Origin of the sequence: Pseudomonas rossensis (genome assembly GCF_039888995.1) — a bacterium.
Classification (GTDB): Bacteria; Pseudomonadota; Gammaproteobacteria; order Pseudomonadales; family Pseudomonadaceae; genus Aquipseudomonas; species Aquipseudomonas rossensis.
Window position 1 is genome coordinate 1 of sequence record NZ_JBBWCB010000152.1, and the last position, 12,575, is coordinate 12,575.

The 12,575-nt window shown below is 62.2% G+C and carries 5 protein-coding genes; 4 read left to right on the forward strand and 1 reads right to left on the reverse strand.

The genetic code is table 11. The features are described 5' to 3' along the window. From WLY71_RS26290 to WLY71_RS26300, 3 genes are all read left to right on the forward strand, one after another. The coding region (locus WLY71_RS26290; RefSeq protein ID WP_425589967.1) for an amino acid adenylation domain-containing protein at nt 1–5,648 on the forward strand (5,648 nt) is incomplete at its 5' end. Between the two features lie 52 nt (nt 5,649–5,700). Then, a complete protein-coding gene (locus tag WLY71_RS26295; RefSeq protein WP_347805870.1) occupies nt 5,701–9,516 on the forward strand; it encodes a non-ribosomal peptide synthetase in 3,816 nt (1,271 codons plus the stop codon). Continuing rightward, nucleotides 9,513–11,156 carry a cyclic peptide export ABC transporter gene (locus WLY71_RS26300; protein ID WP_347805871.1) on the forward strand — a complete coding sequence of 548 codons (1,644 nt, stop codon included), beginning with the start codon at nt 9,513–9,515 and terminating at the stop codon, nt 11,154–11,156. The genes WLY71_RS26295 and WLY71_RS26300 overlap by 4 nt, the downstream gene beginning before the upstream one ends. Here WLY71_RS26300 and fhuF read toward each other — a convergent pair. Beyond that, nucleotides 11,147–11,893: a siderophore-iron reductase FhuF gene (gene fhuF / locus WLY71_RS26305; RefSeq protein ID WP_347805872.1), complete on the reverse strand. Its 747-nt coding sequence runs from the start codon at nt 11,891–11,893 to the stop codon at nt 11,147–11,149. The genes WLY71_RS26300 and fhuF overlap by 10 nt on opposite strands. Before the next feature lie 105 nt (nt 11,894–11,998). Here fhuF and WLY71_RS26310 point away from each other — a divergent pair. Next, on the forward strand, nt 11,999–12,575 hold a 577-nt coding region (locus tag WLY71_RS26310), incomplete at its 3' end, for an SbmA/BacA-like family transporter (RefSeq protein ID WP_347805873.1).

Consider the following 12,575-nt stretch of genomic DNA (forward strand, 5'->3'; position numbering starts at 1 on the left):
ACGCAGCAGGTGAAGGCTGGCACGCGTGCCTGTCGGAACAAGGCGACGCCGTGCTGTTGGTGTCTCATGCACTGCGCCTGGATGCTGCTTCCTGGGCGTTGTTGATGACTGACCTGGCGCTGGCCGTGGCTCAAGCGCAATACGATCGTACGATTGAATTGCCGCGTCACGGTGGCCATCTCAATGAATGGGCCGAACATCAAAACCTTTGTGCCCGCGATGAAGACGGCCTGGAATTGGCCTGGGAATACTGGCTGCAATACGCTGGTGAAACCCTGCCGTCCGTCCCACAACCAGATGACCTGACCACTGAGAGCCGCGTACAGATTTCGGCGCCACTCAGCGTTCGTCTGAACCTGCTGCAACGCCGCAGCCACGCGCCTTGGGCATCGCTGGTGGCCACCGCTGTCGCGGCGGAACTGGCGCAGCAAAGTGCCAAACAAGACGTCTGGCTGAGCCTGGATCGCGGTCGCTGCGAGCGGGCCCGTTTGCCGCTCAGCAGTGCCCTGAGCCGTACCGACTTCAACCCGGCGACGGTGATCGGTGCGCTGAGCCACGCCGTTCCGCTGCGTCTGAACGTGACACCCGGCGCCAACGCCGCACAATTGCTTGCACAGGTCGACGCGCAACTGGCTGCCGCCCCGCACACCGGTGACGACTACGGCGTGCTGCGTTATCTCGCTGACAACGACTACTTGCGCGAACCGCTGCTGAGCCTGCCGCAGCCGACCGTGCATATCGTTATGGCTGGCGAATGGCAAGCCCCTGAAGGGCCGTTGGGCGAGGTCATCGCCGCCAGCGCGCCAACCGATGGCCCCGGGCTGACCCTGTCCGTCAGCCTGCAACACGGTCAACTGCAAATCGATTGCCGTGGCCCAGGCGCAGAACACTGGGCCGAGGCACTGGAGCAGCGTCTGGCCCTGCTGGCTGCCAACGCCGAGCAAGCCATCCCGGGTGCCCACGCGTTCCCGTTGTGCCGCGCCGCCGGTCACGACCTCACAGCCCTCGGTGCAAACTTCGACTGGGCCGGCATCGACGACTTGCTGCCCCTGTCGCCCATGCAGGAAGGCATGTTGCTGCACACCCTGCTACGTCCCAACAGCGGCATCTACCTGATGCAGCAACGTTATCGCTGGGACGGCGCACTGGACCGCAGCGCCATCGAATTCGCCTGGGCGCAGCAACTGGCCCGGCATCCGATGCTGCGCACCGGTTTCTGGTGGCAGGACGGCAAGGCAGCGCTGCAATGTGTCTACCACGACACCGACCCGGCCTTCGCCTGGTACGACTGGCGTCACCTCGACGAAGCAAGCCGCCAGCGTCAACTGGACGCCGTGCTGGACGCCGAATGTCGACAGGGTTTCGACATGCGCCGCCCACCGCTGACCTTCCTTCGGGTGTTCCAGGTGGCCGATCAGGAGTTCCTGATCGTGCGCAGCTTCCACCACATCCTGACCGACGCCTGGTGTTTCGGTCTGTTGATGGCTGACCTGTTCGCCCACTATCAGGCCCGCGTACTCGGCCAGCCTGTGGCGCGTCCGTTGCTGCCGTCGTTCAGCAATTACATCCATTGGCTGCAATGCCAGGACACGTCGATCACTGAACAATTCTGGACCCGCGAACTGGCCGGTTTCAGCGCACCGACGCCGTTGGTGGTGGATCGTCCGGCCGTGACCGAGCAGGCGGTCGAAGCGGTGGCCAACCTTGACGTGACCCTGTCGATTGTCGACACCCGCGCCTTGACAGCGTTGTGCCAGCAGCACCAGCTCACGCCCAACACCTGGATTCAGGGCGCCTGGGCCTTGCTGTTGTCCCGCTATAGCGGCAGCGATGACGTGCTGTTCGGCGTTACGGTGTCGGGACGTCCGGCCGATTTGCCGGGCGTGGAAGACATCGTCGGGTTGTTCATTAACAGCCTGCCGCTGCGGGTCAAGGTTGACGACTCGCAAACCGTGGTGCCGTGGCTACAAGCGTTGTTCGCGCACAACTACGAGCTGCGCGCCTACGAACATGCACCGCTGGTGGACATTCAGCGCTGGAGTGAAATCGAGCACGGTCGCTCGCTGTTCGACAGCCTGGTGGTGTTCGAAAACGCGCCGTTCGACGCAGGTCTGTCGGATCGTCAAGTCGACTTCAACGTTGATATCTATGAAGACCGCGTGCACACCAACTACCCGATGACCGTGGTCCTCTACCCCGGTGATCGGCTGGGCATTCGCCTGACTTACGACGCCTCACGTTTTGACACCGACACCGTGCAGCGCATGCTCGGCCATTTGCGTCAGTTGCTCACGCAAATGGTTGCCCAGCCTGACGCGCCACTGGCCTCGCTGTCGTTGTTGACGCCGGATGAACGCCAGACCCTGCTGGTGGACTGGAACCGTAGTGAACTGGACTTCCCGCTGGATCAAACCTACGCCGAACTGTTCGCCCGGCAAGTGGCGGAGCATCCGCAGCGTATCGCTGCCGTGTGCGGCGCCGACAGCCTGAGCTACGCCGAACTGGATCAGCGCTCGAGTCGTCTCGCCCGAGCGCTGATCGAAACCGGTGCCGGTCGCGACACGCTGGTGGCGCTGGCCGCTGAACGCGGCCTGCCATTGCTGAGCATGATGATTGCCGTGCTCAAGGCAGGCGCGGCCTACCTGCCGCTGGACATCAAGCATCCGCCTCAGCGCCTGAGCGAAATTCTCGAACTGTCCGGGGCGACGATTCTGTTGACCAGTGACAGTGCCGACGCGGTCATCGACCCAGCACTGGCCGCGAGCACCGCGACTCCGCGCCGCCTGCGCACCGAATCCCTATGGCTGGTGGGCGATGCAACACCACTGAACGTCACAGGCAGCCCCGACGATCTGGCCTACGTGATCTTCACCTCAGGCTCCACCGGCACGCCCAAAGGAGCCATGGTCGAGCAACGGGGCATGCTCAACAACATCTTCGGCAAGGTGCCGACCCTGGGCCTGTCGAGCGCGGACCGGATTGCCCAGACCGCCTCCCCGGCGTTCGACATTTCGGTCTGGCAGTTCCTCGCCGCACCCATCCTTGGCGCCACCGTGCACATCCTGCCGGACGTGATCGCCCACGACCCCGTGCGCCTGCTGGAAGCGCTGGAGCACCAACAAATGTCAGTGCTCGAAGCCGTGCCGACGATGATCCGTGCCCTGCTCGACCTCGCCAGCACCGACACGCAACTGTCGGCGCTGCGCTGGTTGCTGCCGACCGGCGAAGCCCTGCCTCCAGCGCTGGCCCAGGCCTGGCTGAGCCGCTTTGCCCATGTGCCGCTGATGAACGCCTATGGTCCGGCGGAATGCTCGGACGACGTGGCGTTCCACCCGCTGACCGCTGTGCCTGAAGAAGGCGGCAACGCCATGCCGATTGGCCGGCCGACCGCCAACAATCATCTGTACCTGGTGGATGCCGCGTTGCGGCCAGTGCCAGTGGGTGTACCGGGGGAAATCTGCGTTGGTGGCATCGGCGTCGGTCGTGGTTACCTGAACGATCCGGAGAAAACCCAGGCTGCGTTCGTCGCACATCCATTCGAACCCGGCGCGCGTTTCTACCGCACTGGTGACCTGGGTCGCTGGCGTGCGGACGGAGTGATCGAGTTCCTCGGTCGCCGTGATCAGCAGGTGAAAATCCGCGGTCACCGCATCGAATTGGGGGAAATCGAAGATCATCTGGGACGTCATCCCGCCGTGCAAGCCGTGGCCGTGATCGTCAACGCCGACCAACGTGGCGACTTGCAACTGGTCGCCTACTGGACCGGCGATGACACGCCGGTGGCGGTGCTGCGCGAATGGCTGAGCCAACGCTTGCCGTCGTACATGGTGCCGGCGCATTGGCAACAACTGGACGCGCTGCCGCAGAACACCAACGGCAAGGTCGACCGCAAAGGGTTGACTGCACGTGCGCTGGACAGCAACGACCTGAGCGAGCAACGGCCGCTGCGCAGCGACACCGAACAGCAACTGGGCGCGATATGGGCGCAGATTCTCAATGAGACGGCGATCGGTGCCGACGACAATTTCTTCGCCCTCGGCGGACACTCATTGCTGGCGACGCTGGTGGTCTCGCGGATTCGCAGCCAACTCGCGGTGGACCTGCCACTGCGTGCAGTCTTCGATCATCCGGTATTGGAAAACCTGGCCCGCGCAATCGACAGCGCCCGCTTGCAGGGGGCACCTTTGGCCCTGCCTGCGATCTCTGCGGCAGACCGTTCGCAGCCGCTGCCACTGTCGTTTGCCCAACAACGGCTGTGGTTCCTTGAGCAACTGAATCCTGGCTCCAGCGGTTTCAACATTCCGTTCGCCCTGACCTTGACCGGGGCGCTGAATGTCGAAGCCTTGCGCCTGGCGTTCGAACAATTAATCGCCCGCCATGAAGTATTGCGCAGCACCGTGCACAGCGATCACGGTGAACCCTGGCAGCGGATTGAAGCGGCGCAGTCGTTTGCCTTGCCGGTCAACGATCTGCAAGCGGTCTCGGCGCAGGAACAGGAGCCGGCCATCCAGGCGCAATTGGCCGAGGTCTTCGGCCAACCGTTCGACCTGACGCAGGCGCCCTTGATTCGCGCGCGGTTGCTGAAACTGGACGCGCAGACTCATGTGTTGACCATTGCCATGCACCACATTGCGGTGGACGCCTGGTCCATTGCGCAACTGGTAGATCAACTGGCCACGGACTACATCGGTTTCGGCACCACGGCTGCCCGGATCGAAACCCCGGCCCTGCAATACGCGGACTTCGCCGTGTGGCAACGCACGCACCTGCCGGGTCCGGTCTGGCAGCAACAACTGGCCTACTGGCGCCAGCAGTTGCAAGCCAGCCCGGCGCCGCTGTTGTTGCCGGGCGCTCAAACTCGCGATCACGGCAAGTGCGCGCGTCATCGCCGTCGCTTGCCCGCGTCATTGGCTCAGGCCATCGGCGAGTTGGCCACGGCTCGCGAGGCTTCGCCGTTCATGGTGTTGCACAGCGCGCTGAACGTGTTGCTGCATCAGCAGACCGGACGCGAAGACCTGCTGGTCGGCACCGACATCGCCAACCGTCATCAGCAACAGACCGAAGACATGGTCGGCTTCTTCGTCAACCAGTTGGTGCTGCGTTGCCGCGTCGCGCCGCAGCAGACTTTCGATCAATTGCTGAGCGATGCCCGCCGCGTGGCGCTGGATGCCTTTGCCCATCAGGATTTGCCGTTCGACGCCTTGGTGGCCGACCTGCTGCCACAGCGGGATGCGCGTTACACGCCGTTCTTCCAGGTCAAACTGGTGGTGCAGAACACCCGTCAGCAGGACCTGCATTTGCCGGGTCTGGCGATCAGCGAGCGGGAACTTGAGCCGCAAGCTTCGGATGTGGACCTGCTGATCAACGTCGTGGATGACGGTGAAGGCTTGCTGGTGGTTTACGACTACGACACCGGGCGTTACGCCAGTGCCTACGTCGAATTGCTCGACAGCCTGTTCGTCTGCCTGCTGGAGCAACTCGTGCTGAACGCTGACACCAGCGTCGCTCAGTTGTTGGTGCCACTCAATCAACTGCAACAGACCCGCCGCGAGCTGGCTCAAGCTGCGCTGCGTGAAGCCGGTAGCGCGCGCCAGAGCACCCTGGGCCAGGCCCGTCGCCGCAGCGTCGTGAAGGATGCCGAACAATGATGGTCATCGGCCAATCGACGCTCATGTCCTACTTTTTTGCACAGGTCTCAGCATGACTCAGACTCACGAAGACACGCCATTCGAAGGCTTCGAACTGTCGCCGCAACAGGCGCATCTGTGGCGCCGGCAACAAACTCGTCTGGCTCCGTCAGCGCAGCGGGCCACGCTGCGCATTCGCAGCGAACAACCGCTGGACAGCGCACGGCTGAAAAGCAGTTTGCTGGCCTTGATGCAACGCCACGAGATTCTGCGCACCCGTTATCAGCATCTGCCGGGGATGTCGCTGCCGATGCAGGTGATCGACGATTCAACCGCTGATTGGCAGGCGCTGGGAATCGAACTGCACGTGAACACCCAGTCAGCGACCTTGCACCTGCCGGCCTTGCATCTGGACAGCACCAGCCTGGGCTACCTCAGCGAAGAATGGGCGCTGGGTTACTTGCAAGCTGCGCCTCAGGAGCCGCCGCTGCAATACGCCGACTATGCGGCGTGGCGTCTGGAGTCGGTGGACGACCAGGGCCGACAGTTCTGGGATGAGCAGTTCAATGCAATGGTCGCGGATGTGCCTTTGCCTTGGCAGCGGCAGAATCCGGCTACCGGGATTGTCGAAATGGCGCGGATGCAACTGTCGTTCGACGACGCCACCCTGCAACGCCTCGATCAGCAAGCGACAAGCCTCGGCGTCAGCACCGGTACGGTCATGCTCGCCGCCTGGGTCACCTTGTGGCAACGCTACTGCGAAGCCGAACGCCTGACGCTGGCCTACGAAAACCAGACGCGTCCGGACGTGTTGGGTGATGCCATCGGCCTGTTTTCCGAGCCCATGCCGCTGACGCTCGACACCGCGCCCGAGCTGTCGTTTGCCGCGTTGTGCCAACAATTGAGCGAGCGTGTTGGACTGATCAACGATGCCCGGGATAGCTACCCGAGCCACTTGAGCAACGCGCCGTCACTGTCGGGCGTGGGTTATCGCGAACTCGCAGTCGTGCCGCACAGTGCGCTTAACGATGTCGGTTGGCAGATCGAACAGGTTGACAGTGTCAGCGCTGATTGTGCGTTGCTGTTGCAATACCAGCCGCGTTCGGCCAGTGGTTTGTCACTGCATTTTGATGCCGCGCTCTACTCACCTGCCCATGTCGAGCTCCTCGCCGAGCAGTTGCTGAGCGTGATCGAGCACAGCCTGCGTGAACCGGCCGCCAGCCTGAGCCAACTGACAACTTGCAGCGCCGCCGAGCAACAACGGGTGACCGGCGCATTGGCCACTTCGCCGACTTTGAGCCCGGCGCAAGAACAGCTTTATGCCGCCACTTTTGCCCTGCCAAACCTGGCAGCCTGTTTCGCCCAAGGCTCGGCCTCCAACGCTCAATGCCCGGCGGTCACTGGCCCAAGCGGCACCTTGAGTCATGCCGAACTGGATCAACGCGTCACGGCCCTCACTCAGCAATTGCTTGCCCAAGGCCTGGAACCCGGTGCTCGGATCGCACATTTCCTGCCGCGTGACATCGATGCAGTGGTGGCGCTGGTCGCCATCCTGCGTGCCGGCGCCTGCTACGTACCGATCGACCCGGCCTACCCCACCGAGCGCATCGAGCATATTCTGCGCGACAGCCAGGCCCGTCTGGTGCTGACTCATAACGCTCGCGTGCAAGATCTGCCGGCGGACTGGCAACCGAGCGCGATGGCGATTGATCGAGCGATGCCGGTGGTGCCGTTACGGGAGGAGCCGACCGTCTCGCGGGACCAGCCGGCCTACCTGATTTACACCTCTGGCAGTACTGGACAGCCCAAAGGCGTGGTCATCAGCCATGCCAACGCCCTGCATTCGCTGGCGGCGCGGCTGGCGGGGTATCCGCAGCCGGTGCAACGCTTCCTGCTGCTGTCGTCGTTCGCCTTCGACAGCTCCATCGCCGGGCTGTTCTGGAGCCTGGCCCAGGGCGGTTGCCTGCACCTGGCCAGCGAAACCGAACAGAAAGATCCGCTGCAACTGGCCCGGCTGATCCGCAGCCACGGCGTATCGCACCTGCTGGCACTGCCTTCGTTGTACGCCTTGATCCTGGACGAGTTGGGCGAAGTACCGAGTCCATTGAACACCGCGATTGTCGCCGGTGAAAGCTGCCCGCCAGCGCTGGTCGACAGCCACTATCGCCGCCTACCGGACGCGCAGCTCTACAACGAATACGGACCGACGGAAGCGTCGGTGTGGAGCACCGTCGCTCTCTGCCAACCCGATCAGAACGCGGGGTCCGTCCCCATCGGCCGCGCCATTGCCCACACCCAGATGTATTTGCTCGACAGCGACGGCGCCCCCGTGGCCCGAGGGTTCAAAGGTGAAATTCACATTGCCGGACCGGGACTGTCCGAAGGTTATCTGGGCCTGCCGCAGATGACCTCCGAGAAATTCATCCAGGCCAGTCATCCATCCCTCGACGGCCAACGCCTGTATCGCACCGGCGATTTCGCCTGGCAGGACCTGGACGGACAACTACTGTTCCTCGGGCGCACCGACTCACAGATCAAATTGCGCGGTTACCGTATCGAGTTGGGCGAAATCGAAACCGCGCTATGCAACGTCAGCGCCGCCAAACTGGCGGTGGTCTTGTTGGACACCACTCAGACCGAACCGAGCTTGCGTGCGTTCATCGAATCGGCCACTCAACTTCAGGCCAGTGCCGTGCGCGAATCCCTCGGGGCGCTGTTACCGGCGCACATGATTCCCGCCGATATCCAGTGGCTGGCGCAGCTGCCGCGCACTGCCAACGGCAAGGTCGACCATCGTGCCTTGCTGACCCGTACGCCAAATCGCAGTCTCGCGGCTTACGCAGCGCCCGAAGGGCATGTCGAACAAGTGCTCGCAGCAGTATGGCAAGAGCTGTTGGAGGCTGAAGTAATCGGCCGTCATGACGACTTTTTCGCCCTCGGTGGCCATTCGCTGCTGGTGGTGCGTATGACCGCCAGGTTGCGCGCCACGCTCGGCATTGAGGTGCCGGTCAGTGTGATCTTCCAGCACCCGACGTTGATCGGCCTTGCTGAACAAATTACCCGGTCCCACGACCAGGCAGCGATCATTTCCTTGCAGGCCGGTGAAACTGGACAGACACCGTTGTTCTGCCTGCACCAGCCAGCGGGCGGGGTTCACCATTACATGCCGATGGTCGCCGGGTTGCCGAAGGTGCTGCCGGTGTACGGCGTTCCGCTGCCCGAGTCGCTGCGCAGTCAGGACCTCGTTGCATTAGCCCGCGAATACTTGCCGCAGATCCGCCAGATTCAGGCTCAGGGCCCGTATCGCCTGGCCGGTTGGTCGATGGGCGGCTTGCTCGCGCTGGAGCTGACCCGGCAACTGGAGGCCCAAGGGCAAACGATTGAGTGGTTGGGGTTGTTCGACAGCACGTTCCACGCCGAGGATGAAACGCTGGCGTGGGATGCGCTGCAGGCCATCGTTCAGCAAGAATTGAGCAGCGACAGTCGCCAGCGACTCACCGCGCAATGTCTGACGGAGCTGCGCACGGCGACTGCCGAACTGGGTCGCGTGGAGCAATTGCGTTTCGCCCTGCTGGAATGGACGAGTGCCAACGGCCTAGGGCTCAATGCACCGCTGGCCTATGTCGAACAGACCTTGAATGTGATGGCCGACGCGCGTCGTTGGGTCAGCGGCTATTCGGTGCCCGTCGCGCAGGCCACCCTGCGACTCTGGTGGGCCGAACAGACGCTTGTCGAGCACCCGAATCTGCCGGCGCAATGGGACGCGATCAGCCAGCGAACCTGTCATCATCAGGTCCCCGCCGATCACGACTCGATCCTCGGGCAGTCCGCCTTCCATGAACAACTCAACAAGTCGCTGGCCATGGCCTCGACGGAAACCGTCGCATGAACCTGATTCTCTATCTCTACCGCCAATCGGCACGCCTGCTGGCTCTGGCCTCGATCACTGGCGCACTGGGCGGTCTGGCCAGTGCGGGGCTGGTGATTCTGATCAACCGTGGGTTGGCCAACCCGCAGCAATTGCCGGAACTGGCCCTGGGGTTTTTCGGGCTGTGTATCGGCATGCTGCTGAGCAAACTCTGTTCAGAACTGTCGCTGCTGCACCTGACCCAAAGCGCGATTTTCCAGATGCGTATCGACTTGTCGCGCAAGCTGCTCGCCACCCCGCTCAAACGCCTGCAAGGCATGGGCAAACACCGCTTGCTGGTAATCCTCACCGAAGACGTGCACACGTTTACCGCTGCGTTCGAGTGGGTGCCGCTGCTGTTCGTCAACGCCGTGGTGACCCTGGCGTGCTTTGCCTATCTGGCCTGGTTGTCGTGGTCGTTGCTGGCGATTCTGGCATTGTTTCTGATGGTCGGCCTGGTGGCGTTTCACTTGGCCGAACGTGGGCCGTTGAGCCATCTGGAACGAGTGCGCCAGCAAAAGGATGTGCTGTATCAGCACTTTCGTAGCCTGATCGAAGGCAGCAAGGAATTGCAGCTGAACAACGCCCGCGGTGAAGCTTTTGTCGAACGAGTCATCCGTCCGGGTGCCGACGAGTTTCGCGTGCGTTTCCTGCGCGGTATGGCCGGGTATTCGGTGGTGGCCAACCTCGGCACGTTGTTGTTTTACCTCAACCTCGGCGTGCTGCTATTCATCGTGCCGTTCTGGCTGCCGCAACCGATTACCGTGCTGACCAGTTTCACCGTGACCTTGCTGTACCTGGTACGGCCGATCTCCGACCTGATGATCGCCCTGCCCTCGCTGCGTCAAGCCAGCATCGCCCTGAACCGCATTCGCCAACTGGACGCGGAGCTGAGCACCGAAGCCCAGATAGCTGCGCCGCTCGGCAATGTGTTCGCCAGTGAAGGCCCGATGCGCCTGTTGCTCAACGGCGTGTGCCACCGCTATCCCGGCGAGCACGAGGATCATCCCTTCATGCTCGGCCCGGTGGACCTGACGCTGGAACAGGGTGAACTGGTGTTTGTGGTGGGTGGCAATGGCAGTGGCAAGACCACGCTGTCGATGCTGATGCTGGGCTTGTATGCACCGGAAACCGGTTGTGTGGTGCTCAACGGTGTGGAAGTGGATGACGACAACCGCGAGCAATACCGTCAGCACTTTGCCGCGGTGTTCGCTGACTTCCACCTGTTCGAACATTTGTTGGGTGACGACGGACCGGACGCCGAACATCGCACCGCCGAAGCGACGCGTTATGTGAAAGCGTTGGGGTTAGGACACAAAGTCAGCATTGTCGATGACCGTTTTTCCACCGTGGAACTGTCTACGGGTCAACGCAAGCGACTGGCGCTGGTGTCGGCGTATCTGGATGACAAGCCGTTTTATCTGTTCGATGAATGGGCCGCCGACCAGGATCCGACCTTCAAGCGGGTGTTCTACATGGAGCTGTTGCCGGAACTAAAAGCCCGGGGCAAAACCGTAATCGTGATCACCCACGATGACGCTTACTTCCAGCAGGCCGACCGGGTGCTGAAAGTAGAGAACGGCCGTCTCACCCAGGTGGAAGCGCACGCGGCTTATGCCTGATGAGGCGCTGTGATGTCAGCGCCCGGCACCAGCGGACAGTTGTCGCAGTACGGGCGTGCATCACCTAATTGATGGTGCAGGCAGCACACTTTGCGCATCAGTAATGGCACGCCGCTCGGACCGGGAGCCAGTTGCAGGAAGCCGTATAGCGGATTGCGAGTGCCATCGGCCCAGTGCCGCTCCCGAAACAGATGGTCACGCCATTGTGGCGCGTGCGGCATCTGGAAGTAATCGAGTGCGACATCGATGGCGGCCGCCACGTTGTTCCATAGCAAGCGCTGAGCCACCCGCCCTGCGCTGGCCAGTGCCTGCACCAGAGGCGCCATGTCGTCGGTCAACAGGCGCTGCGCGAAGGCCAACGGATTGTTCAATGGCAGCACCTCACCGGCAGCAAACACCTGAGCCACAGGCATGCCGTTTTCCAGCGCCACATGGGGATCATGCACGATACAACGCAGATCCTGCGCAGCGGCGGCCAGCGGTAAGGCCAGCGTCACGCAGATCAAGTCCATCGACCATTGCGACACCAGTGCAGCCCGAGGCGCAGCGGGATAGTAGTGAGCGTAAAGACTCAACAGGTCAGTGCAGGTTTGCGGATCGCGAAACTCAATCAACCCACGGCCTTCGACGTGGCTGCTCAGTCGGCAGGTGCTGCGCAGAAAGGCGCCATCGAAACGAAACAACTGATCGAGCAGGGTTTCGTCGAGCATTCGGGCGGTGGTTTGAAGAGACGTCATGAGGCTTCGTAACTGAGTTTGAGAACTGTTAACCTACCACGTTTTTTGAATTCCGAAGACTCAACACGGCGGGTCACCCCCGAGTTTGCCAGGCAGGACGCTCCGATGTTCATCCAAGATATGAAGTTGCTGGCCGCACCTTACTGGTCAGCTCAAGGCCGTCGTCGCGCGTGGCTGACACTCGCCCTGGCCATGCTGGCGGTGGCCGGGATCATTGCGATCCAGGTGCGCTGGAACGAGTGGAGCCTGGGCTTTTACAACTCGTTGCAAAGTCTGGACGCCGCTGCGTTCGGTTATCACGTCGTGGAGTTGCTGGTACTCGACGTCGCCTTCATCGCCTGCACCATGGCCAAGTTCCAAGTGCAGCAGCGCTTGCTGATCAGCTGGCGAGAAAAACTCACCCAGGCCTTTCTCGGCAAGTGGCTCGACAGCCAACGCTACTACCGCAGCCGCTTTTACAGCGTGACCTACGACAACCCCGATCAGCGCATTGCCGAGGACTGCAAGATCTTCGTCGAGCAGACCCTGGACCTGGGCTTGAACCTGCTCCAGGCGATCATTCTGGTGGTGCTGTTCAGCATGATCATGTGGCGCATTTCCGGCACGCTGGAATTTGAAGTCGCCGGGCATGCCATCGCCATCCCCGGCTATATGTTATGGCTCGCCTTGATCTACGCCGTGA